We start from the raw sequence: 23,285 nt of genomic DNA, 5'->3' as shown, positions 1-23,285 counted from the left end.
AGGTGTTAATTTTTTGTTTTGCATTCTGGCACGGGTGTTGCATAATATTAACCAGTGGCTCATTCACCTTCTTATGTCAGCCCCTTCGGGACGTGCTACATAAACTTCGAATGACGCACAAAAAGGTGCCTGCCGTCCAACTACTGATCATAGCGATGCTTTATCAGGCCAGGGCGAAACGTCGAGTTAGGCACCGCCTCATTCCATGACAAAGCCGGGTTTTTACCCGGCTTTGTTGTATCTGAAGGGCAGACTCAGTTACGCTCTGCGTAAACCCCCATTAAGAGAGTAATGCGTTGAAACGCTGGCCCGTTTTTCCCCGCTCCCTGCGACAGCTCGTCATGATGGCCTTTCTGCTGATCCTGCTGCCGTTGCTGATCCTTGCCTGGCAGGCGTGGCAAAGCCTGAACGCGCTGAGCGCGCAGGCGGCATTAACCAACCGCACGACGCTTATTGACGCCCGGCGCAGTGAGGCCATGACCAACGCCGCCCTGGAGATGGAGCGCAGCTATCGTCAGTACTGCGTGCTTGACGATCGCACGCTGGAAAAGGTGTACCAGAGTCAGCGCAAGCGCTACAGCGAAATGCTGGATGCCCACGCCGGCGTATTGCCTGACGACAAGCTGTATCAGGCGTTACGTCAGGATCTGAACGATCTCGCACAGCTGCAGTGCCAAAATAGTGGACCCGATGCCGCCGCCGCCGCGCGCCTGGAAGCCTTCGCCAACGCGAACACCGAGATGGTGCAGTCAACGCGCACGGTGATTTTCTCGCGCGGCCAGCAGCTTCAGCAGGAGATCGCCGAGCGCGGCCAGTTCTTCGGCTGGCAGGCGCTGGTGCTGTTCCTCGTGAGCCTCGGGCTGGTTCTGCTCTTTACCCGCATGATCATCGGCCCGGTGAAGGGCATTCAGCGGATGATCAACCGCCTGGGGGAGGGGAAATCACTCGGAGATACGGTCGCCTTTAAAGGTCCCCGCGAGCTGCGATCCGTAGGCCAGCGCATTATCTGGCTGTCCGAGCGCCTGGCGTGGCTTGAATCACAGCGTCATCAGTTCCTGCGCCATATCTCCCATGAGCTTAAAACCCCGCTGGCCAGCATGCGCGAAGGGACGGAACTGCTGGCGGACGAAGTGGCAGGGCCGCTTACGCCCGAACAGAAAGAAATTGTCGAGATCCTGGATAACAGCAGCCGCAATCTGCAGAAGCTGATTGAGCAACTGCTGGATTACAACCGCAAGCTGGCTGACGGGGCGGTTGTACTGGAAAACGTCGACATTGAACCGCTGGTGGATATGGTGATCTCCGCCCATAGCTTGCCAGCAAGAGCTAAAATGATGCATACCGGTGTAGAGCTGAATGCGCCGACCTGTCTCGCTGAACCCATGCTGCTAATGAGCGTGCTGGATAATCTTTATTCCAATGCGGTGCACTATGGTACTGAATCCGGTAACATTTATATCCGAAGCTATACGAAGGGTTCCCGGGTGTTTATAGACGTCGCTAACACCGGCACCCCGATCCCCGATGACGAAAAAACCATGATCTTCGAGCCCTTTTTCCAGGGGAGTCATCAGCGGAAAGGTGCGGTGAAAGGCAGTGGTCTGGGCTTAAGCATCGCCCGGGACTGCATACGACGCATGCAGGGTGAGCTAAACATTGCCACGGACGAACGTTCGGATGTTTGCTTCCGTATTGAACTGCCCCTGAGCCGGAAAAATCAATAAAATGAATCTATGTCTGGTGAGTATGTCACACGTCTTTTCCCGCGCCGTACGCGCGGTGTTTTCCCGCAGCACGCTTCGCCTGAGCCTGCCCTGTTTATTTCTGGCTGGGTGTGTTTCCCATGTGCCGCAAAGTGCGATTAGCGATAAACAAGAAGATAAATGGCCCGATAACCAGCTGGCCGATTTCCTCTCAACCCGCTGTGACGACATCTGGAACCTGTCAGGGCATGACGTCGAAAGTAACCCGCTGTTCTGGCTGCGCGGGATAGACTGCGCCCAGCGTCTGGCGCCGGTTGATGCCCGCGCGAAAGCGGCGATGCTGGATGATGATACCTGGCAGGACGCGTTCAAGCGTGGGATTTTGCTGGCGGATGCGAAAATCACTCCCGTCGAACGCCGCGCCAACGTGACCCGACTTGACACGTTTGTGGTCAATCTTCCGGTACAGATCCGCCCGGTATACCAGCTCTGGCGCGAGGGACAGACGCTACAGCTTCAGCTTTCTGAAGAGCGCTCCCGCTACAGCAAGCTGCAACAGTCAACCGATAGCGAGCTTGATACACTGCGCCAACAGCAGCAACATTTACGTACGCAGCTGGATACCACGACGCGTAAGCTGGAGAACCTGACCGATATCGAAAGACAGCTCTCGTCGCGTAAATATCAGCCGGGGAGTTCATCCGCTGCGCCGGACAGCGATACGCCGAAACAAGAGGATGTGAAGCATGACGAGCCGTAAACCAGCCCATCTCTTACTGGTGGATGACGATCCCGGTCTGTTAAAGCTGCTGGGGATGCGTCTGGTGAGTGAAGGCTACAGCGTCGTGACCGCGGAAAGCGGGCTGGAGGGGCTGAAAATTCTCAGCCGCGAGAAAATCGATCTGGTGATAAGCGACCTGCGGATGGATGAAATGGACGGCCTGCAGCTGTTCGCGGAGATCCAGAAGCAGCAGCCGGGGATGCCCGTGATTATCCTGACCGCGCACGGGTCGATCCCGGATGCGGTTGCCGCGACGCAGCAGGGGGTGTTCAGCTTCCTGACCAAGCCGGTGGACAAAGACGCACTGTATAAGGCTATCGACAGCGCGCTGGAACATGCCGCTCCGGCGGGGGATGAAGCGTGGCGGGAGCCTATCGTCACCCGCAGTCCCGTGATGCTGCGCCTGCTTGAACAGGCGAGGATGGTGGCGCAGTCTGACGTCAGCGTGCTCATCAACGGCCAGAGCGGAACCGGAAAAGAGATCCTCGCGCAGGCGATTCATAACGCCAGCCCGCGCAGCAAGAACGCCTTTATTGCGATTAACTGCGGCGCGCTCCCGGAGCAGCTGCTTGAATCTGAACTGTTTGGTCATGCCCGCGGCGCATTCACCGGCGCGGTAAGCAGCCGTGAAGGGCTGTTCCAGGCGGCGGAAGGCGGCACGCTGTTCCTGGACGAGATTGGCGACATGCCCGCGCCGCTGCAGGTCAAGCTGCTGCGCGTGCTGCAGGAGCGCAAAGTGCGCCCGCTGGGCAGCAACCGCGATATCGATATTAACGTGCGAATTATCTCCGCTACCCACCGCGATCTGCCAAAAGTGATGGCCCGCAACGAGTTCCGCGAAGATCTCTACTACCGTCTGAACGTGGTCAACCTGAAGATCCCGGCGCTGGCCGAGCGTGCGGAAGACATCCCGCTGCTGGCGAACCATCTTTTGCGTCAGGCGGCCGATCGTCATAAACCGTTCGTGCGCGCGTTTTCCACCGATGCGATGAAGCGGCTGATGGCCGCAAGCTGGCCGGGTAACGTGCGTCAGTTGGTCAACGTGATTGAGCAGTGCGTGGCGCTGACCTCCTCACCGGTCATCAGCGACGCGCTGGTGGAGCAGGCGCTGGAAGGGGAAAATACGGCGCTGCCGACCTTTGCCGAAGCGCGTAACCAGTTTGAGCTGAACTATCTGCGCAAGCTGCTGCAGATCACCAAAGGCAACGTGACCCACGCGGCGCGGATGGCCGGGCGCAACCGCACCGAGTTTTACAAGCTGCTCTCGCGTCACGAGCTGGAAGCGAACGATTTTAAAGAGTAGTACCGCAAAATTCGCCTGAATATGGTACTGTGAGCAATCGATTACGAGGCAGCTTACAGGCAAGAGTTTAAGGACCCACCATGAAAAAGATTGATGCGATTATTAAACCTTTCAAACTGGATGATGTGCGTGAAGCGCTGGCGGAAGTCGGCATCACCGGGATGACCGTGACGGAAGTGAAAGGTTTTGGTCGTCAGAAAGGTCACACCGAGCTTTACCGTGGCGCAGAATACATGGTCGACTTTCTGCCGAAAGTGAAAATTGAAATCGTGGTCAGCGACGATATCGTGGACACCTGTGTGGACACCATTATCCGCACGGCGCAAACCGGCAAAATTGGCGACGGTAAAATCTTCGTCTTTGACGTGGCGCGCGTGATCCGTATCCGTACCGGCGAAGAAGACGACGCCGCGATTTAACGTTCTTGCCGGGTGGCGCTGCGCTTACCCGGCCTACAAAACTCTTCGTAGGCCCGCGCAAGCGAAGCGCCGCCGGGCGATTACAGCACCTTATGCGGGCCAAAGCACTCGTAATGAATGCTGTCTTTGTTCACACCCAGCCCCACCAGCTGCTGCGCGGCATACTGCATAAACGCCACCGGCCCGCAGACGTAGAACTGCATGTCCGGCGCGCTAAACGCCCCTTCCATATGGCTTAAATTCATCAGACCTTCGCTGTCAAACCGTGCGGCTGCGCGATCTGCATCCGTCGGCAGGCGATACCAGGTGTGCGCGGTGAAACGCGGCAGGGAGGCCCCGAGCGTTTTCACCTCATCCGCAAAAGCGTGCACGTCGCCGTTCTCGGCGGCATGGAACCAGTTAACCTGCGCACCGTGGCGAGATTTTGCCAGCGTATCAAGCATCGCCAGCATCGGCGTCTGGCCGACGCCCGCAGAGATCAGCGTGACCGGCGTATGGGCTTCAACGGCCATAAAGAAGTCGCCCGCCGGCGCGGCCAGATGGACCACGTCGCCCACGTTTGCTTTGTTGTGCAGCCAGCTGGAAACCTGACCGCCGTCCTCACGCTTCACCGCAATGCGGTAGCCTTTACCGTTTGGCTTGCGGGTAAGAGAATACTGACGGATCTCCTGATGCGGGAAACCTTCAGGCTTCAGCCACACGCCCAGATACTGCCCTGGCTGGTAATCGGCCACCGGTTGACCGTCCACCGGCTCAAACTCGAAGCTGGTGATTAACGCGCTGCGCGGCGTTTTCTCAACGATGTGGAACGCGCGCGTGCCTTCCCAGCCGCCGTTCTTACTGGCGTTTTCGCTGTAGATCTGCGCTTCACGGTTGATAAACACGTTTGCCAGCACCCCGTAGGCTTTACCCCACGCGTCCAGCACCTCCTGGCCCGGGCTGAACATTTCGTCCAGGGTTGCCAGCAGGTGACCACCCACGATGTCGTACTGCTCGGGTTGGATCTGGAAGCTGGTATGTTTCTGCGCGATTTTTTCCACCGCAGGCAGCAACGCTGGCAGGTTTTCAATATTGCTGGCGTACGCCGCGATGGCGTTGAACAGCGCTTCACGCTGATCGCCGTTACGCTGGTTGCTCATGTTGAAAATCTCTTTGAGCTCCGGGTTGTGCGTGAACATGCGATCGTAGAAATGGGCGGTGAGTTTAGGGCCGGTTTGCACCAGCAGGGGAATGGTGGCTTTTACGGTAGCGATGGTTTGAGCGTCGAGCATGAGCGCGTCCTTTTGATGTTACTTTAATAATGTATTTTAAATGCATCTTATAAAAAATACCCCTGCGTTGTAAATGGTTCTTTGCAAGATGAAAAATATGCATCACAAACCTGAAAAGAAATCCGCTGGAAAGGGCGAGAGCTTTATTCCTCAAACCCTTGCGTGGCGGGCAGGAAAACGTTTGCGTAAAATCGTTTGTCAAGACCTGTTATCACAGAACTAATCAGTTATACTGTTGCCCGTCGTCCAACAGGACTGCCTTTTCAGGCCAAAATTTACTTGTTAGCTGAGTCAGGAGATGCGGATGTTAAAGCGTGAAATGAACATTGCCGATTATGATGCCGAACTGTGGCAGGCTATGGAGCAGGAAAAAGTACGTCAGGAAGAGCACATCGAACTGATCGCCTCCGAAAACTACACCAGCCCGCGCGTTATGCAGGCGCAGGGTTCTCAGCTGACCAACAAATACGCTGAAGGTTACCCGGGCAAACGCTATTACGGTGGTTGTGAGTACGTTGATATCGTTGAGCAGCTGGCTATCGATCGTGCGAAAGAACTTTTTGGCGCTGACTATGCAAACGTCCAGCCGCACTCTGGCTCTCAGGCTAACTTCGCGGTCTACACCGCGCTGCTGCAGCCGGGCGATACCGTTCTGGGTATGAACCTGGCACAGGGCGGCCACCTGACTCACGGCTCCCCGGTTAACTTCTCCGGCAAACTGTACAACATCATCCCTTACGGTATTGATGAGTCCGGTAAAATTGACTACGAAGACATGGCGAAGCAGGCTAAAGAGCACAAACCGAAGATGATCATCGGTGGCTTCTCTGCTTACTCCGGTATCGTTGACTGGGCAAAAATGCGCGAAATCGCAGACAGCATCGGTGCTTACCTGTTCGTTGACATGGCGCACGTTGCGGGTCTGATCGCTGCAGGCGTTTACCCGAACCCGGTTCCACACGCTCACGTTGTGACCACCACCACCCACAAAACCCTGGCGGGTCCACGCGGTGGCCTGATCCTGGCGAAAGGCGGTGACGAAGAGCTGTACAAAAAACTGAACTCCGCGGTGTTCCCAAGCGCGCAGGGCGGCCCACTGATGCACGTTATCGCGGCAAAAGCGGTCGCGCTGAAAGAAGCGATGGAGCCAGAGTTCAAGGTTTACCAGCAGCAGGTTGCTAAGAACGCCAAAGCGATGGTGGAAGTGTTCCTGAACCGTGGCTACAAAGTGGTATCCGGCGGGACTGAAAACCACCTGTTCCTGCTGGATCTGGTTGATAAGAACCTGACCGGTAAAGAAGCTGACGCAGCCCTGGGCCGCGCCAACATCACCGTGAACAAAAACAGCGTGCCAAACGATCCGAAGAGCCCGTTCGTGACGTCCGGTATCCGTATCGGTTCTCCGGCCGTGACTCGCCGCGGCTTCAAAGAAGCGGAAGTGAAAGAGCTGGCTGGCTGGATGTGTGACGTTCTGGACAACATCAATGACGAAGCGGTTATCGAGCGCGTCAAAGGTAAAGTTCTGGATATCTGCGCACGCTTCCCGGTTTACGCATAATTCCTCTGCTTTGCAGAAATAAAAAAGGCCGCGCATGCGGCCTTTTTTTATGGCTTAACGCCGGTCCAGGGAGATGGCGCCTGGCCCCACAATCGCCAGCAAAATAAAGGCGCCAGCAATACTGACGTTCTTGTAGAAGTTAATCATATTCGGTACGACCGCATCGCCGGTCATATCCCAGTAGTGATGCCCAATCACCGCCGTTCCGAGGGTGTAAAACACAAACAGTACCGCGAGAGGACGGGTGAAAAAGCCCAGTACGATCAGAATGGCGGCAGGTACTTCCATCACTACCGCAATAATGGCCGCCAGCATGGGCATCGGTGTGCCCAGCGAGGTCATGTATTGTACGGTGCCGCTAAACCCCGTCAGTTTTGGATAACCAAAGATAATAAACAGCACGACAAGCGCGATGCGGCCAATGAGCAGCAGCAGGTGACGTGACTGGCCGAAATCGAGATAACGTAGTGAGTTCATGGCAGAAAAACCTCTGCAAGTGGAGTAATTTAAACGTAATACATATTTTCATTCCCTGCCATAAGCCAGACGATTGCACAAGATGTTAATTTTTCGTTAATTTATAGCAGGCTATCTACTTGCTTAATTTTTATATTCTCGCCAGACTATGGCCTCGATTTCGGGAGGGATTCATGGTCTTGCATTCCACGCGCTGGCTGGCGCTCAGTTATTTCACCTATTTCTTTAGCTACGGCATTTTTCTGCCTTTCTGGAGCGTCTGGCTTAAGGGTATCGGCCTGACGCCCGAGACCATCGGCGTTCTGCTGGGAGCCGGGCTGGTGGCGCGTTTCCTCGGCAGCCTGCTGATCGCCCCGCGCGTCAGCGATCCCTCCTTACTGATCAAGGCCGTGCGCATTCTGGCTCTGTTGACCCTGGTCTTTGTGGCCTGCTTCTGGGTCAGCCACCAGTTTGCCTGGCTGATGGTGGTGATGGTTGGCTTTAACCTGTTCTTCTCACCGCTGGTGCCGCTGACGGATGCCCTGGCGAACACCTGGCAAAAGCAGATCACCATGGACTACGGTCGCGTGCGCCTGTGGGGCTCTATCGCTTTTGTGATTGGCTCGGCGCTGGTGGGCAAACTGGTCAGCCTGTACGATTACCGCGCCATTCTTGCCCTGTTGAGCATCGGTATTGCCTCGATGCTGCTGGGCATGCTGCTGCGACCATCGGTGATGCCGCAAGGGGAAAGCCGCCATCAGGAGAGTGCTGGCTGGCCCGCATGGCGGAGCCTGGTCGCACAGAGCTGGCGTTTTCTGGCGTGCGTATGCCTCCTTCAGGGGGCACATGCGGCGTACTATGGTTTCAGCGCCATCTACTGGCAGGGGGCGGGATATTCTGCTTCCGCCGTGGGCTATCTGTGGTCGCTGGGCGTGGTGGCCGAAGTCATTATCTTTGCCCTGAGCAAAAAACTGTTCCGCCGCTTTGGCGCGCGTGACCTGCTGCTCCTTTCCGCCGTGTGCGGGGTGGCGCGCTGGGGGATTATGGGCTGGACGACCGATCTGCCGTGGCTGATTGTGGCGCAAATTCTTCACTGCGGCACCTTTACCGTGTGCCATCTGGCGGCCATGCGCTATATCGCTGCGCGCGAGGGCGGGGACGTGATTCGCCTGCAGGCCGTCTATTCGGCAGTGGCAATGGGGGGCAGTATCGCGATCATGACGGTCTTTGCAGGGTTCCTCTACCAGCATCTGGGGCATGGCGTGTTCTGGGTAATGGCTCTGGTGGCGCTACCGGCAATGTTTGTTCGACCGAAAGTGGCCGCACGCGCGTAACTACGATTCCAGCATGGCGCGAATATGTTCTTGCTGCTGCGCGTTCAATGTCTCAACGGCATGAATCAACGGCGGCGAGAACAGCGGCAGGGCCGTAGGGTAGGGGGTGATAACCAGCGCAGCTTCGCGCGGCGCTCCCTCTTTCTGGAAAGCCTGCAGCGTCAGATAACGAATGTTGAGCGGCAGCAGCGTAAGCTCGCGAAGCTGCTGTTCGATCTGTTCCTCACTGGCTTTATCGTCTCCCGTCAGCAGGATCACCTGTTTTTCATGCAGGTCGGTCTCCTGCATCAGCCAGGCCCCAAAAATCACCGCCACGAGGCTCATCTCTTCATCGGAAAAACGTAGCCCAAATTCCGCCTCCAGCTCAAACAGCGCCTCTTTCGTAGTGCGTAACAGTCGGGGATAAAGGCGGTGGATCTCCTCCGGCAGGCTGTTGTCGATGCCAATCTCAAACAGCGAACGGTCCAGCGCCTGAGCCAGATGGATATACAGCTGATCGGTCAGCCCTTGTTCATCGCTGAAGTTCATCCCGGTCTGCGAACGAAAGCGGGCCACCATGCGCACGATGGCCCGGCGCAGACGCTGATCCTGCTGGTGCTTATCAAGCACCGGATCGGGCGTGCGGAGCATCATAAACAGCAGCGCCAGAAACAGCTGTTCATCCCCGTGGGCACCCTGCGGGACGCGCCGTCTCCAGTGGCGCACGATCTCCTGCGCCGTAAAATACTCCCCTCTCGACTGGGTCCAGCTGCGCTGAACGTGGGAAAACTGCGGCGTATTCCCGAGCTGGTGCTGAATAAGGCAGTATTGCAGATAGAGCTGTAAAAACTGGACGTCGCGGCATTCAAACTGGCGCTGGAGCTTGCGTGAGCAGAAGCCGATCAGCGCCCGCAGGTTCGCATCGTCGTAAAGCGGGCGCGCGATGCCGTGTTGTTTAAGCGCGGTTTTTAATGCGGGGGTAAACTGGTGCGAGACGAACTGCGGGCAAAGCCGTAGCGCCCGGCGCAGCCAGTGCAGCAGGCATAAACGCTGATTCAGGGCTGTGCCTTCAATCCGGTAGCAGCCGTCGTGGTGCGTAACGATATCCAGCCGGTGATAGCGCTGGATTTCATCGCGCGTCTCGGCTATATCTTGCCGTGCCATCGCGTCGTCCACGCCGTTGGCAGCGATTATGCTCTGTGCGGTGACGGCAGCATCGGGCAGGTAAAGCATCAAAAGCACCTGGCAGCGGCGCTGCGAACTGGAAAGCACAGATGGAATTTCAAGCGTCGTCATCATCTGTCGGGTATCCAGTGTGAATGTTTGATAAGAATAGCTAAAGGATGAGCGCTGAAAAGCGCGCCGGCAGGCCTTTCATTCAGGATTGCTGGGGAACATCACAGAATTTTTGACGTGAGGAATTGATGCAAACAGTTAAACAATGTGCGATGGCGTTATTTTTGGCGGTTATCAGCTTAACTGCCAGCGCACACCCTCACAGCTTTATTGACCTTAAAACCGAGCTGGTCACCGACGGCACGCAATTGAGCGGCCTGAAAATGCGCTGGACGATGGATGAAATCACCTCGGCTGACCTGCTCTATGACGCGGGAAACGCGAAGCCCGGCGACGAGATCTGGAAAAAGCTGGCAGCGGAAGTAATGGCCAACGTGCTCGGCCAGCACTACTTCACCGAGTTCTGGCATAACGGCCAAAAGGTCAAATTTCTGAACCGACCAACGGAATACGGGATGACGCGTGAAGGGCACCAGGCGGTGCTGACGTTCGTGCTTCCGCTGGCGCATCCTCAGCCGCTGGCCGGGCAAACGTACACGTTTTCCACTTTTGATCCCACCTACTATGTTGATATGCGCTATGACAAAGACAGCGACGTACGACTGCCGGACGCGCTGCAAAAAAGCTGCAAAATTGGCGTTCATACCCCGAAGCCCAGCGAAGAGATGCTGAACTTTGCGGTCTCACTCGACAAGGACGATGCCCCACCCGAGGATATGGAATTGGGTAAACAGTTCGCACAGGAGGTGACGTTACAATGTCAGTGATCTCCTCTCCGGTTCGGAAACCTCGCCGCTGGCTGCATCTCTGGCCGCTGGCGCTCTTTTTGCTGTTAGCGGTTTGCGGCGCGCTGTGGCTGTGGCAGGCCTGGCCGCAGGTCATGATGAAAAGCATTATCTGGCAGCGTGAGGTCAACCAGCAGATGAGCGGACTGCTGAAGGCGGTGGCGGAGAACCCGACCAAAGCGGGCGGATCCCTGCTGGCGTTCAGTTTTATCTATGGCGTTCTGCACGCGCTGGGGCCGGGGCACGGCAAAATCGTGATTACGACCTGGCTCGCCACCCATCCGTCAAAGCTGAAATCGAGCATCGGCCTGACGCTGGCCTCCTCGCTGCTGCAGGGCGGCGTGGCGATTGCGCTGGTCGTTGTTGTGCTTTCACTTTTGCAGCTTCCGGCGCGCCAGCTGCACATGAGCAGCTTCTGGCTGGAGAAAGGGAGCTACGCGCTGGTGGGCGTGCTGGGGCTGATCCTGTGCTGGCGGGCGCTGAAAAAGCTGCGCGTGCTGCTGCAAAAACCGACATTCAAAACCTTTACGCCGCACCACGTTCATGATGAACACTGCGGCTGCGGACATCAACATTTGCCCACGCAGGAACAATTACAGAACGGCGACGACTGGCGCGCCCGGCTGATGATTATTCTCTCGATGGGGATGCGCCCGTGCTCGGGGGCCATCATGGTGCTGCTGTTCAGTAAGGTCATCGGCGTGTTCGGCTGGGGCATGCTGTCCGCGCTGGCGATGGCGGCAGGAACCTCTCTCACCATTTCGTCTTTAGCGCTGCTGGTACACAGCTTTCGTCAGCTGGCGGTCAAACTCAGCGGCAATAAAACGCCGGTGCTGTGGCGACAAATAGGGTGGACCACGCTTGCGCTGGCGGGTGGGGTGATTCTGCTGGTGGCTGCGGTGACAATGTGGATGAGTGCGGTACCGGTGGGAAGGGGATTACGGCCTTTCTAGCATACTGAGGGATTATGTAGGCCCGGTAAGCGTAGCGCCACCGGGCTTAACAAAGTGGATTAACGCTTCAGCGCATCGCTCAGTTCATCACGCATGTTGGCCAGCATGGCTTTAACAACGCGTGGGTTACCCGCAACGATGTTGCCGGTAGACATATAGTTATGGCCGCCGGTGAAGTCACACACAATGGCGCCTGCTTCACGCGCGATCAGCTCGCCCGCAGCAAAATCCCATGGCTTCAGTGAGAGTTCGAAGTAACCGTCAACGCGGCCGGTTGCCACGTAGGCCAGATCCAGCGCAGCAGAACCGGTGCGACGGAAGTCCGCACATTCGGTGAACAGTTTGCCCAGGATATTCATATAGGTGGTCGCGTGCTGTTTCGCCTTGAACGGGAAACCGGTCGCCAGGATGGTGCCGTCCAGATCACGTGCGTTGCTGCAGCGCAGACGGTAGCCGTTCAGCTGCGCGCCCTGACCGCGGGTCGCGGTGAACAGTTCGTTACGCATTGGATCGTACACAACGGCGACTTCAGTACGGCCTTTAATGCGTACTGCGATAGACACAGAGAAGTGTGGCAGGCGTTTGACGAAGTTGGTGGTGCCATCCAGTGGATCGATAACCCATTGAACATCCTGATCGGTACCTTCATGTTCACCGCTTTCTTCGGTGATGATGGTGTGCTGTGGGTAAGATTTGCGGATCGTTTCGATAATAATCGCTTCTGCGGCTTTATCGACGTTTGTCACGAAATCATTGCTGCCTTTCTGGCTGGTTTCTACGGAGTCTGGCGTTTCGTAGTGTTTGGCAATTACATTACCCGCCTTGCGCGCTGCGCGCACGGCGATGGTCAGCATCGGATGCATCGGTCTCTCTCACTGGATGTTAAAGAACAGGAAAATCGGCGCAGAGTATAGCAGCGGGATCGGATTATGTCTCCCGTTTATGATAATATGCCCGAATATTCTTCAGACACTGAATTCAGACATTAAAAATTATGCTGCAAAACATTCGAATTGTGCTGGTCGAAACATCGCATACCGGCAACATGGGCTCCGTTGCCCGCGCTATGAAAACCATGGGCTTAACGAACCTGTGGCTGGTTAACCCGCTGGTGAAACCTGACTCGCAGGCTATTGCGCTGGCGGCCGGGGCCAGCGACGTGATCGGCAATGCCCAGATCGTCGATACCCTTGACGAAGCGCTGGCTGGCTGCAGCCTCGTTGTCGGTACCAGCGCGCGTTCGCGCACGCTGCCGTGGCCAATGCTCGATCCGCGTGAATGCGGCCTGAAAAGTGTCTCGGAAGCAGAACAGGCACCGGTTGCGCTGGTATTTGGCCGCGAGCGCGTTGGCCTGACCAACGATGAACTGCAGAAGTGTCATTATCACGTCGCGATTGCGGCAAACCCGGAGTACAGCTCGCTGAACCTGGCGATGGCGGTGCAGGTTATCGCCTATGAAGTGCGTATGGCGTGGCTGGCAACGCAGGAAAAAGAGGTTGAGCCTAAAGAAGAGACGGCTTACCCGCTGGTGGACGACCTTGAGCGTTTCTACGGTCACCTGGAGCAGACGCTGCTCTCGACCGGCTTTATCCGCGAAGGCCACCCGGGTCAGGTGATGAATAAGCTGCGCCGTCTGTTCACCCGCGCGCGTCCGGAAAGCCAGGAGCTGAACATCCTGCGCGGGATCCTGGCGTCGATTGAGCAGAAGAATAAAGAGTAGTGTCGTCTGTTCGCCGGGTGGCGCTTCGCTTACCCGGCCTACAAAACCGTCGGTCGGGTACGCGAAGCGTCACCCGACAAAAAACGGCACGGAAGGTTAAATACCTGACTAAAACAGTCAAGTAAATAGTTGACCATTTTAGTCAGGAATGTCAGACTTGGCCCTGCTATGCAATACCCCATTTTACAATAAAAAACCCCGGGCAGGGGCGAGTTTGAGGTTAAGTAAGACATGAGACTGACATCTAAAGGGCGTTATGCCGTGACCGCGATGCTGGACGTTGCGCTCAACTCCGAAGCGGGCCCGGTTCCGTTGGCTGATATTTCTGAACGACAAGGGATCTCCCTCTCTTATCTGGAACAGCTGTTCTCCAGACTGCGTAAAAATGGACTGGTTTCCAGCGTTCGTGGCCCAGGCGGCGGTTATCTGCTGGGTAAAGACGCGGGCAGTATTGCAGTTGGCGAAGTGATCAGCGCAGTTGACGAATCCGTTGACGCGACCCGTTGCCAGGGTAAAGGCGGCTGCCAGGGCGGCGATAAGTGCCTGACCCACGCGCTGTGGCGCGATCTGAGCGACCGTCTGACCGGCTTCCTGAACAACATCACCCTCGGTGAGCTGGTGAACAACCAGGAAGTTCTGGACGTATCGGGCCGTCAGCACGGCCATGATTCCCAACGCAGCACCCGCGCGCAGGACGCTATCGACGTCAAATTACGCGCGTAATAAAACGATAAGTATTTCAGAATCAGGCCGGGGCGAAGACTCGCCCCGTGTACTCGGTCGTACATCCAGCCGGTTGCCTGATTCCTTGCATTGAAGCGATGTACGGAGTTTATAGAGCAATGAAATTACCGATTTATCTCGACTACTCCGCAACCACGCCGGTGGACCCGCGTGTTGCCGAGAAAATGATGCAGTGTCTGACCCTGGACGGAAACTTTGGTAACCCAGCTTCCCGTTCACACCGTTTTGGCTGGCATGCTGAAGAGGCGGTTGATATCGCCCGTAATCAGATCGCTGACCTGGTGGGTGCCGACCCGCGTGAGATTGTTTTCACCTCCGGTGCGACCGAATCCGACAACCTGGCGATCAAAGGTGCAGCCAACTTTTATCAGAAAAAAGGCAAGCACATCATCACCAGCAAAACCGAACACAAAGCCGTGCTGGACACCTGCCGTCAGCTGGAGCGTGAAGGGTATGAAGTCACCTACCTGGCGCCACAGAGCAACGGCATTATCGATCTGAAAGAGCTCGAAGCGGCCATGCGTGATGACACCATTCTGGTCTCCATCATGCACGTCAACAACGAAATCGGCGTGGTACAAGACATCGCGACCATCGGCGAAATGTGCCGCGCGCGCGGTATCATCTACCACGTGGACGCGACCCAGAGCGTGGGCAAACTGCCTATCGACCTGAGCCAGCTGAAAGTGGACCTGATGTCCTTCTCCGGCCACAAAATCTATGGCCCGAAAGGGATTGGCGCGCTGTACGTTCGTCGTAAACCACGTATCCGCATCGAAGCGCAGATGCACGGTGGCGGTCACGAGCGCGGCATGCGTTCCGGTACGCTGCCTGTTCACCAGATCGTGGGCATGGGCGAAGCCTACCGCATTGCAAAAGAAGAGATGGAAACCGAGATGGCACGCCTGCGCACGCTGCGTAACCGTCTGTGGGACGGCGTGAAAGATATGGAAGAAGTGTATCTGAACGGCGATCTCGAGCAGGGCGCACCGAACATCCTCAACGTCAGCTTCAACTATGTTGAAGGCGAGTCGCTGATCATGGCGCTGAAAGACCTGGCGGTTTCTTCCGGTTCTGCCTGTACGTCTGCAAGCCTTGAGCCATCCTACGTGCTGCGTGCGCTGGGTATGACTGACGAGCTGGCACATAGCTCTATCCGTTTCTCTTTAGGTCGTTTCACTACCGAAGAAGAGATTGACTACACCATCAAGCTGGTTCGCAACTCCATTGGCCGTCTGCGCGACCTTTCTCCACTGTGGGAAATGTTCAAGCAGGGCGTGGATCTGAACAGCATTGAATGGTCACATCACTAATCGGTACATAAGGAGAATTCAATCATGGCATACAGCGAAAAAGTCATCGATCATTACGAAAACCCACGCAACGTTGGCTCTTTTGACAACAGCGACGAATCTGTTGGTAGCGGCATGGTCGGTGCGCCAGCGTGTGGCGACGTGATGAAGTTGCAGATTAAAGTCAACAATGAAGGTATCATTGAAGACGCGCGCTTCAAGACCTACGGCTGCGGTTCTGCAATTGCGTCCAGCTCCCTGGTTACCGAATGGGTGAAGGGCAAGTCTCTGGACGAAGCACAGGCAATCAAGAACACGGATATTGCTGAAGAACTCGAACTGCCACCGGTGAAAATTCACTGCTCAATTCTGGCAGAAGACGCGATCAAAGCCGCTATTGCGGATTACAAAAGCAAACGTGAAGCAAAATAATTGAGGTTTGAGTATGTCGATTACCCTTAGCGACAGCGCTGCCGCGCGAGTAAGCTCTTTTCTGGCGAACCGTGGTAAAGGCTTTGGCCTGCGACTGGGCGTACGTACCTCCGGCTGTTCTGGTATGGCTTACGTACTGGAGTTTGTTGACGAACCGGCGTCTGACGACACCGTGTTTGAAGACAAGGGCGTGAAGGTGGTGGTCGATGGCAAAAGCCTGCAATTCCTCAACGGCACTCAGCTGGACTTCGTTAAAGAAGGCCTGAACGAAGGGTTCAAATTCACGAACCCGAACGTCAAAGACGAGTGTGGTTGCGGCGAAAGCTTCCACGTTTAACCGCGCGTCATCCGAAACCCCACCGTGGCGTTACCCGCTACGCGTGGGGTTTGTTTTAACAGGCTACCCCTGAGATTGTTATGGATTACTTCACTCTCTTCGGACTACCCGCTCAATACCCGATTGATCTCCAGGCGTTGACGATCCGTTTTCAGGATCTGCAGCGTCAGTACCATCCGGACAAATTCGCGAGCGGTACTCAGGCAGAGCAGCTGGCTGCGGTTTCCCACTCTGCCACCATCAACCAGGCCTGGCAGACGCTGCGCCATCCGCTGGCGCGCGCTGAATATCTGCTCTCGCTCCACGGTTTTGATCTGGCGAGCGAACAGCACACCGTGCGTGACACGGCGTTTCTGATGGAGCAGCTGGAGCTTCGCGAAGAGCTCGATGAGATTGAACAGGCCAAAGACGAAGCGCGTCTGGAAAGCTTTATTACGCGCGTAAAGGGCATGTTCGATACCCGCCATCAGCAGATGGTGGAGCAACTGAACAACGAGACCTGGGACGTGGCGGCAGATACTGTGCGCAAACTCCGTTTTCTCGATAAACTGCGAAGCAGTGCTGAACAACTCGAAGAAAAGCTGCTCGATTTTTAATTTCGGAAGCAATTATGGCCTTATTACAAATTAGTGAGCCTGGCTTAAGTGCCGCACCGCACCAGCGTCGTCTGGCGGTGGGTATTGATCTGGGCACCACCAATTCCCTCGTGGCGACCGTGCGCAGCGGCCAGGCGGAAACGCTGGCTGACGAGCAGGGGCGCCATCTGCTGCCTTCCGTGGTCCACTACCAGCAGCAGGGTCACGCGGTAGGTTATGACGCCCGCGCTAATGCCGCGCGCGATCCGGCGAATACCATCAGCTCCGTCAAGCGCATGATGGGCCGCTCGCTGGCCGATATTCAGACCCGCTACCCGCATCTGCCGTATCAGCTGCAGGCAAGTGAAAACGGCCTGCCGATGATTGCGACCGCGGCCGGTCTGCTGAACCCGATTCGTGTTTCTGCTGACATCCTCAAAGCGCTGGCTGAGCGCGCTACGGCAACGCTCGGTGGCGATCTGGACGGCGTGGTGATCACCGTTCCTGCCTACTTTGACGATGCACAGCGTCAGGGCACCAAAGACGCCGCGCGTCTGGCGGGCCTGCATGTGCTGCGTCTGCTGAACGAACCGACGGCGGCGGCGATTGCCTACGGCCTCGATTCCGGTCAGGAAGGAGTGATCGCGGTTTACGATCTCGGCGGCGGGACGTTTGATATCTCTATCCTGCGCCTGAGCCGCGGGGTGTTTGAAGTGCTGGCGACCGGCGGGGATTCCGCGCTGGGCGGTGATGACTTCGACCATCTGCTGGCGGACTACATCCGCGAGCAGGCGGGCATCAGCGATCGCAGCGATGCGCGCGTACAGCGTGAACTGCTGGATGCGGCCATCGACGCCAAAATCGCCCTGAGCGATGCGCAGATGGTTACCGTCAATGTTGCGGGCTGGCAGGGTGAGATCTCTCGCGATCAGTTCAGCGATCTGATCGCCCCACTGGTGAAACGCACCTTACTGGCCTGCCGTCGCGCATTGAAAGATGCGGGCGTTGAGGCGAACGAGGTGCTGGAAGTGGTCATGGTGGGCGGTTCGACCCGCGTGCCGCTGGTGCGTGAGCGCGTGGGCGAATTCTTTGGCCGCACGCCGCTGACCTCCATCGACCCGGACAAAGTGGTTGCCGTAGGTGCCGCGATCCAGGCCGATATTCTGGTCGGCAACAAGCCGGACAGCGAAATGCTGCTGCTGGACGTCATCCCGCTGTCGCTGGGCTTAGAAACCATGGGCGGCCTGGTGGAGAAAGTGATCCCGCGTAACACCACCATTCCGGTGGCGCGCGCGCAGGAGTTCACCACCTTTAAAGACGGCCAGACCGCGATGTCCATCCACGTGATGCAGGGCGAACGCGAGCTGGTGCAGGACTGCCGTTCTCTGGCGCGCTTTGCGCTGCGCGGTATCCCGGCGCTGCCTGCGGGCGGGGCGCATATTCGCGTCACCTTCCAGGTGGATGCCGACGGCCTGCTGAGCGTCACGGCGATGGAAAAATCCACCGGTGTGGAATCGTCCATCCAGGTGAAGTCGTCGTACGGCCTGACCGATGGCGAAATCGCCTCCATGATTCAGGACTCAATGAGCTACGCCGAGCAGGATGTGAAGGCGCGTATGCTGGCGGAACAGAAAGTTGAAGCCGCACGCGTGCTGGAGAGCCTGAACGGCGCGCTCGCTGCCGACGCCGCGCTGTTAAGCGCCGCTGAGCGTCAGGTGATTGACGAAGCCGCCGCGCGCTTAAGCGCCGTGGCCGAAGGTAATGACGCTGACGCAATAGAAGAAGCCATTAAAAACGTTGATAAACAAACCCAGGACTTTGCTGCTCGCCGCATGGACAAATCTGTCCGCGTCGCGCTGAAAGGCCAGTCCGTGGACGAGGTTTAATATGCCAAAGATTGTAATTTTGCCTCATGCGGACCTCTGTCCGGATGGCGCTGTTCTGGAAGCGAAGACCGGTGAAACCATTCTCGATGTTGCCCTGCGTGCAGGTATCGAAGTGGAACACGCCTGTGAAAAATCCTGTGCCTGCACCACCTGCCACTGCATCGTGCGTGAAGGTTTTGACTCTCTCGCCGAGAGCACCGAAGACGAAGACGACATGCTGGATAAAGCATGGGGTCTGGAGCCAGACAGCCGCTTAAGCTGCCAGGCTGCGGTGACCGATGAAGATCTGGTCGTGGAGTTCCCACGCTACACCATCAACCACGCACGCGAGCATTAATATGGGATTGAAGTGGACAGACAGCCGTGAAATCGGCGAAGCGCTCTACGACGCGAACCCGGATCTCGATCCGAAGACCGTACGATTCACCGATATGCATCAGTGGATCTGCGATCTGGAAGATTTCGACGACGATCCAAACGCATCCAATGAAAAAATTCTGGAGGCGATTCTGTTAGTCTGGTTAGATGAAGCAGAATAAATAACAAAACGGGCTGCCTTCAGGCGGCCCGTTTGCTAGTTGCTAATAAGGAAAAATAAAATGACCGAAGCGATGAAGATTACGCTCTCTACGCAGCCCGCCGACGCGCGCTGGGGCGAGAAAGCCAGCTACAGCATCAACAACGACGGTATTACCCTGCACCTGACGGGCAACGATGATTTGGGCCTGATCCAGCGCGCCGCGCGTAAAATTGACGGTCTGGGCATTAAGCATGTCTCGCTGGAAGGCGAAGGCTGGGACACCGACCGCAGCTGGGCGTTCTGGGCGGGTTACAAAGGGCCGAAAGGCACCCGCAAAATTGAGTGGGCGAACCTCGACGAAGTCGGTCAGAAAGAGCTGGAAAGCCGTCTGCAAATCATCGACTGGGTACGCGACACCATTAACGCTCCGGCGGAAGAGTTAGGCCCTGAGCAGCTGGCGCAGCGCGCCGTTGACCTGCTGTGCGGCGTGGCGGGCGACAAGATGTCCTACCGCATCACCAAGGGCGAAGACCTGCGCGAGCAGAACTACATGGGGATCCACACCGTGGGCCGTGGTTCTGAGCGTCCACCGGTGCTGCTGGCGCTGGACTACAACCCAACCGGCGACAAAGACGCCCCTGTCTTTGCCTGCCTGGTAGGTAAAGGCATCACCTTCGACACCGGCGGCTACAGCCTGAAGCAGAGCGCGTTCATGGACTCCATGAAGTCCGACATGGGCGGCGCGGCCACCATCACCGGTGCGCTGGCGTTTGCCATCACCCGCGGTCTGAAAAAGCGCGTGAAGCTGTACCTGTGCTGCGCGGACAACATGGTCAGCGGTAACGCCTTCAAGCTGGGCGACATCATTCGCTACCGTAACGGCAAAAACGTTGAGGTGATGAACACCGACGCCGAAGGCCGTCTGGTGCTGGCCGATGGCCTGATCGACGCGTCTGCCCAGAAGCCTGAGCTGATCATCGACATGGCGACTCTGACCGGTGCGGCGAAAACCGCGTTGGGTAACGACTACCACGCGCTGTTCAGCTTTGACGACAAGCTGGCCGCACGCCTGCTGGCCAGCGCCGCGGCGGAAAACGAACCGTTCTGGCGTCTGCCGCTGGCCGAGTTCCACCGTAGCCAGCTGCCGTCCAACTTTGCCGAGCTGAACAACACCGCAAGCGCGGCGTACCCGGCGGGTGCAAGCACCGCAGCAGGCTTCCTGTCTCACTTCGTTGAGAACTACCATGAAGGCTGGCTGCACATTGACTGCTCCGCAACGTACCGCAAAGCGGCGGTTGAGCAGTGGTCCGCGGGCGCGACCGGTCTGGGTGTGCGTACCGTGGCGAACCTGCTGACGGCTGAGTAATCTTTTTTGCCGGGTGGCGCTACGCTTACGCGCGCCTTCGGATTCATCATATTGCCCGGCGGCGCTGCGCTTGCACGGACCTACGGTTTTGTAGGCCGGGTAAGCGAAGCGCCACCCGGCGTTTTTTGAAGTAGCCAAACTATGTCAGATACCAAAAACGAATTAGAGACCCTGCTGGAGCAGGCGGCGACCGAGCCCGCCCACCGTCCGGCATTTTTCCGCACGCTGCTGGAGTCCACCGTCTGGGTGCCGGGTACCGCCGCGGAAGGTGAGCAGGTCGTAGAAGACAGCGCGCTGGATCTGCTGCACTGGGAGAAAGACGACGGCACGTCGGTGATCCCGTTCTTCACCTCGCTGGAAGCGCTGCAGGAAGCGGTTGAAGACGAACAGGCGTTCGTGGTGATGCCGGTGCGTACCTTGTTTGAAATGACGCTCGGCCAGACGCTGTTCCTCAACGCGAAGCTGCCGACCGGGAAAGAGTTTACGCCGCGTGAAATCAGCCACCTGATTGGCGAAGAGGGCAACCCGCTCAGCACGCAGGAAGTGCTGGAAGGGGGCGAAACGCTGCTGCTGTCTGAAGTGGCCGAGCCGCCCGCGCAGATGATTGATTCTCTGACGACGTTGTTCAAAACGCTCAAGCCCGTCAGGCGCGCGTTTCTCTGCTCCATCAAAGAGCGCGCGGACGAAAAGCCGGTGCTGTTGATCGGTATTGAAGCCGATGGCGATTTCGACGAGATCGTTCAGGCGGCGGGCAGCGTGGCGACCGACACGCTACCGGGCGATGAGCCGATTGATATCTGTCAGGTGAAAAACGGTGAGAAGGGCATCAGCCATTTTATTACCGAGCACATCACGCCGTTCTATGAGCGTCGCTGGGGCGGGTTCCTGCGCGATCTCAAAACCAACCGCATCATCTGATTTCTGCGGGGTGAATGTCACCCCGTTGCTTCCAGCAGCAGTAAATCCATCAGCAACACCAGATTCGACTCAAACGACGTCACCCCTGCGGCTTCGGCGGCGTAGTGCACCGCTTCGTCATAGAGCGCAAAGTGAATGTCGGCCATCTCCGCCAGCGTGTTGGCCGAGGCGCGGGTAAACGCGACGATGGTCATGCCAACGTTTTTGGCTATCCGCGCTTTATCCAGCACCTGTTCCGTTTCGCCGCTGCGTGAGACGGCAATAAACACCTGATAGCGAGCGGCATTGCTGAGAAAAATGTTCCGGCTGTCGCCCGGTCCGGAGATAAACGCCGTTTTACCCAGCACCTGCAGCTTCTTGGTCAGGTACTCCGCAAACAGATAAGAGAACCCGGCCCCGTAGAGAAAGAAACTCTCTTTCTGGCGCAGCAGGTTAGCAAACTGCTGGCGTTTGTCCTGGGTGACCCACTGAAAGGTGTGCTGATAGTTGGCGATAAACTGATTAAACAGCGCCGGGAGCTCAGGGGGCGATTGCCCCTGAACGGCAATGTGCGGCGTGTCGGTGAGCAGCTGCTTGCAGTGCCAGATAAACTCGCTAAAGCCGCTGAACCCGAGCTTCTGGCACAGCCGCATAATGGTGGCGGTAGAAACGAACGTCGCCTGCGCCAGCTCGCGAACCGTAATATTGCCCACCAGCAGCGGATGCTCCGTGAGGTGGGCGAGGACGCGATACTCCGCGCGGGTCAATGACGCTCCGCGCGTTAACAGCGTGGCCAGGCGGTTATCCATTATTTTGCGGGTTCGACAGGCAGATCGTCTCGCGCACCCCATTCGCTCCAGGCGCCGTCGTAGAGCGTGACGTCGCTTATGCCGAGCGTGGCGAGTGCCAGAATGACCACGCAGGCCGTTACGCCGGAACCGCAGCTGGCAATCACTGGACGATGCAAATCAACCCCTGCCCGGTCAAAAATGGCGCGCAGTTCGTCAGTAGTTTTCAGCTCGCCCTCAAAAACCAGATCGCCCCACGGCACGTTCAGCGCGCCCGGAATATGTCCGCGCTTCAGCCCCGGACGCGGTTCATCCGCTTCGGCATTGAAGCGAGGAGCAGGGCGGGCATCGACGATTTGCGCCGTTTTTTCATGGCTCACGACCAGCACGTCGGTCAGGCGTTTTACCACGTGGGTGTCAAAGGTCGCGTCGAATTCACCTTCCGGCAGCGTGACATCACCCTGCTGAAGCGGCAGCTCGTCGCGCTTCCAGCCCGCCAGCCCACCGGCAAGAATCGAGACTTTTTCCACGCCGAAGTTTTTCAGCATCCACCACGCGCGCGGCGCGGAGAAGAGGTTACCTTCATCATAGACAACGAGGTGTTTGTCTTTGCTGATGCCCAGCTCGCGCATCGCCACGGAAAACGCTTCCGGGCGCGGCAGCATGTGCGGCAGGGGAGAGGTGTGATCGGAGAGGGCTTCAATATCAAAAAAAACCGCACCCGGCAGATGCCCGGCACGGTATTCACCGGGCACATCACGATGCTCTTGTCCCGGAGGGGCCATACGCACGTCGATAATCTGAACTTCCGGATCGTCGCCGTGCTCAATCAGCCAGTCGGCAGCGACAAAATATGAGGTGGACATGGGTTGCCTCCATTCTTTTCCGTA

General features: G+C 57.2%; 25 protein-coding genes. 19 read left to right on the top strand and 6 right to left on the bottom strand.

Features of this window, described 5'->3' with window-relative positions:
- Nucleotides 1-296 precede the first annotated feature (296 nt).
- The 4 genes from qseE to glnB all read left to right on the top strand — a co-directional run bounded on the left by qseE (nt 297) and on the right by glnB (nt 4,206).
- Entirely contained in the window at nt 297-1,724 is a 1,428-nt protein-coding gene (gene qseE / locus KGP25_RS17815) for a two component system sensor histidine kinase QseE/GlrK (protein ID WP_048029580.1), read from the top strand.
- A 1-nt stretch (nt 1,725) separates the two neighbouring features.
- On the top strand, nt 1,726-2,463 hold the full coding sequence (gene qseG / locus KGP25_RS17810) for a two-component system QseEF-associated lipoprotein QseG (protein WP_023325881.1): 738 nt from the start codon (nt 1,726-1,728) through the stop codon (nt 2,461-2,463).
- Nucleotides 2,450-3,787, top strand: a complete 1,338-nt coding sequence (gene glrR, locus KGP25_RS17805) for a two-component system response regulator GlrR (RefSeq protein WP_045908542.1) — start codon at nt 2,450-2,452, stop codon at nt 3,785-3,787. Before qseG ends, glrR begins: the two co-directional genes overlap by 14 nt.
- Before the next feature lie 80 nt (nt 3,788-3,867).
- Nucleotides 3,868-4,206: a nitrogen regulatory protein P-II gene (gene glnB, locus KGP25_RS17800; RefSeq protein ID WP_003860685.1), complete on the top strand. Its 339-nt coding sequence runs from the start codon at nt 3,868-3,870 to the stop codon at nt 4,204-4,206.
- Nucleotides 4,207-4,286: 80 nt separating this feature from the next.
- Here the strand turns inward: glnB and hmpA are convergent, their stop codons facing one another.
- A complete protein-coding gene (gene hmpA / locus KGP25_RS17795; RefSeq protein ID WP_223539399.1) occupies nt 4,287-5,477 on the bottom strand; it encodes an NO-inducible flavohemoprotein in 1,191 nt (396 codons plus the stop codon).
- 304 nt (nt 5,478-5,781) lie between these two features.
- Here hmpA and glyA point away from each other — a divergent pair, with 304 nt between their 5' ends.
- Nucleotides 5,782-7,035, top strand: a complete 1,254-nt coding sequence (gene glyA / locus KGP25_RS17790; RefSeq protein WP_008502165.1) for a serine hydroxymethyltransferase — start codon at nt 5,782-5,784, stop codon at nt 7,033-7,035.
- A 54-nt stretch (nt 7,036-7,089) separates the two neighbouring features.
- On the opposite strand, the gene KGP25_RS17785 is transcribed toward glyA, so the two are convergent.
- The gene (locus KGP25_RS17785) at nt 7,090-7,512 is read right to left on the bottom strand and encodes a DoxX family protein (protein WP_008502164.1); all 423 of its coding nucleotides are present in this window, start codon (nt 7,510-7,512) and stop codon (nt 7,090-7,092) included.
- A 173-nt stretch (nt 7,513-7,685) separates the two neighbouring features.
- Here KGP25_RS17785 and KGP25_RS17780 point away from each other — a divergent pair, with 173 nt between their 5' ends.
- Complete coding sequence (locus KGP25_RS17780; protein ID WP_045908544.1) at nt 7,686-8,825, top strand: 3-phenylpropionate MFS transporter; 1,140 nt, start codon at nt 7,686-7,688, stop codon at nt 8,823-8,825.
- Here the strand turns inward: KGP25_RS17780 and csiE are convergent, their stop codons facing one another.
- Nucleotides 8,826-10,103: a stationary phase inducible protein CsiE gene (gene csiE, locus KGP25_RS17775; RefSeq protein ID WP_126534752.1), complete on the bottom strand. Its 1,278-nt coding sequence runs from the start codon at nt 10,101-10,103 to the stop codon at nt 8,826-8,828. It abuts the gene before it with no gap.
- 125 nt (nt 10,104-10,228) lie between these two features.
- Here csiE and KGP25_RS17770 point away from each other — a divergent pair, with 125 nt between their 5' ends.
- Nucleotides 10,229-10,867: a DUF1007 family protein gene (locus tag KGP25_RS17770; RefSeq protein ID WP_167211952.1), complete on the top strand. Its 639-nt coding sequence runs from the start codon at nt 10,229-10,231 to the stop codon at nt 10,865-10,867.
- Nucleotides 10,858-11,838: a nickel/cobalt transporter gene (locus KGP25_RS17765; protein ID WP_223539398.1), complete on the top strand. Its 981-nt coding sequence runs from the start codon at nt 10,858-10,860 to the stop codon at nt 11,836-11,838. The genes KGP25_RS17770 and KGP25_RS17765 overlap by 10 nt, the downstream gene beginning before the upstream one ends.
- Nucleotides 11,839-11,897: 59 nt before the next feature.
- Here KGP25_RS17765 and suhB read toward each other — a convergent pair whose 3' ends face one another.
- Nucleotides 11,898-12,701: an inositol-1-monophosphatase gene (gene suhB / locus KGP25_RS17760; protein ID WP_003860668.1), complete on the bottom strand. Its 804-nt coding sequence runs from the start codon at nt 12,699-12,701 to the stop codon at nt 11,898-11,900.
- Between the two features lie 131 nt (nt 12,702-12,832).
- Here suhB and trmJ point away from each other — a divergent pair, with 131 nt between their 5' ends.
- The 11 genes from trmJ to sseB all read left to right on the top strand — a co-directional run bounded on the left by trmJ (nt 12,833) and on the right by sseB (nt 21,628).
- Complete coding sequence (gene trmJ, locus KGP25_RS17755) at nt 12,833-13,558, top strand: tRNA (cytosine(32)/uridine(32)-2'-O)-methyltransferase TrmJ (RefSeq protein WP_008502159.1); 726 nt, start codon at nt 12,833-12,835, stop codon at nt 13,556-13,558.
- Between the two features lie 231 nt (nt 13,559-13,789).
- Complete coding sequence (gene iscR, locus KGP25_RS17750; protein WP_045399615.1) at nt 13,790-14,281, top strand: Fe-S cluster assembly transcriptional regulator IscR; 492 nt, start codon at nt 13,790-13,792, stop codon at nt 14,279-14,281.
- 119 nt (nt 14,282-14,400) lie between these two features.
- Nucleotides 14,401-15,615 carry a cysteine desulfurase gene (gene iscS, locus KGP25_RS17745; protein ID WP_008502157.1) on the top strand — a complete coding sequence of 405 codons (1,215 nt, stop codon included), beginning with the start codon at nt 14,401-14,403 and terminating at the stop codon, nt 15,613-15,615.
- A 24-nt stretch (nt 15,616-15,639) separates the two neighbouring features.
- Nucleotides 15,640-16,026 carry a Fe-S cluster assembly scaffold IscU gene (gene iscU, locus KGP25_RS17740; protein WP_003860661.1) on the top strand — a complete coding sequence of 129 codons (387 nt, stop codon included), beginning with the start codon at nt 15,640-15,642 and terminating at the stop codon, nt 16,024-16,026.
- A gap of 13 nt (nt 16,027-16,039) precedes the next feature.
- The gene (iscA, locus tag KGP25_RS17735; RefSeq protein WP_003860659.1) at nt 16,040-16,363 is read left to right on the top strand and encodes an iron-sulfur cluster assembly protein IscA; all 324 of its coding nucleotides are present in this window, start codon (nt 16,040-16,042) and stop codon (nt 16,361-16,363) included.
- A gap of 80 nt (nt 16,364-16,443) precedes the next feature.
- Complete coding sequence (gene hscB, locus KGP25_RS17730; protein ID WP_024908642.1) at nt 16,444-16,959, top strand: co-chaperone HscB; 516 nt, start codon at nt 16,444-16,446, stop codon at nt 16,957-16,959.
- Nucleotides 16,960-16,973: 14 nt separating this feature from the next.
- Complete coding sequence (gene hscA, locus KGP25_RS17725; RefSeq protein WP_223539397.1) at nt 16,974-18,824, top strand: Fe-S protein assembly chaperone HscA; 1,851 nt, start codon at nt 16,974-16,976, stop codon at nt 18,822-18,824.
- A 1-nt stretch (nt 18,825) separates the two neighbouring features.
- Nucleotides 18,826-19,161, top strand: coding sequence for an ISC system 2Fe-2S type ferredoxin (gene fdx / locus KGP25_RS17720; RefSeq protein WP_003860652.1), 336 nt, complete (start codon nt 18,826-18,828; stop codon nt 19,159-19,161).
- Nucleotide 19,162: 1 nt separating this feature from the next.
- Nucleotides 19,163-19,363 (top strand): Fe-S cluster assembly protein IscX, encoded by a 201-nt coding sequence (gene iscX, locus KGP25_RS17715; RefSeq protein WP_003860650.1) that lies wholly within the window; start codon nt 19,163-19,165, stop codon nt 19,361-19,363.
- 60 nt (nt 19,364-19,423) lie between these two features.
- Entirely contained in the window at nt 19,424-20,710 is a 1,287-nt protein-coding gene (pepB, locus tag KGP25_RS17710) for an aminopeptidase PepB (RefSeq protein WP_223539396.1), read from the top strand.
- Between the two features lie 141 nt (nt 20,711-20,851).
- Nucleotides 20,852-21,628, top strand: coding sequence for an enhanced serine sensitivity protein SseB (gene sseB, locus KGP25_RS17705; protein ID WP_032648693.1), 777 nt, complete (start codon nt 20,852-20,854; stop codon nt 21,626-21,628).
- A gap of 17 nt (nt 21,629-21,645) precedes the next feature.
- Here sseB and KGP25_RS17700 read toward each other — a convergent pair whose 3' ends face one another.
- Together KGP25_RS17700 and sseA are read right to left on the bottom strand one after the other, a co-directional pair.
- Entirely contained in the window at nt 21,646-22,416 is a 771-nt protein-coding gene (locus KGP25_RS17700) for a MurR/RpiR family transcriptional regulator (RefSeq protein WP_223539395.1), read from the bottom strand.
- Nucleotides 22,416-23,261: a 3-mercaptopyruvate sulfurtransferase gene (gene sseA, locus KGP25_RS17695; RefSeq protein WP_223539394.1), complete on the bottom strand. Its 846-nt coding sequence runs from the start codon at nt 23,259-23,261 to the stop codon at nt 22,416-22,418. The genes KGP25_RS17700 and sseA overlap by 1 nt, the downstream gene beginning before the upstream one ends.
- Nucleotides 23,262-23,285 lie beyond the last annotated feature (24 nt).

It is taken from the genome of Enterobacter sp. JBIWA003 (assembly GCF_019968825.1).
GTDB classification, from domain to species: domain Bacteria; phylum Pseudomonadota; class Gammaproteobacteria; order Enterobacterales; family Enterobacteriaceae; genus Enterobacter; species Enterobacter quasiroggenkampii.
Note: the sequence above shows the minus strand (reverse complement) of the source record. Positions and strands in the feature narration are given on the sequence as shown.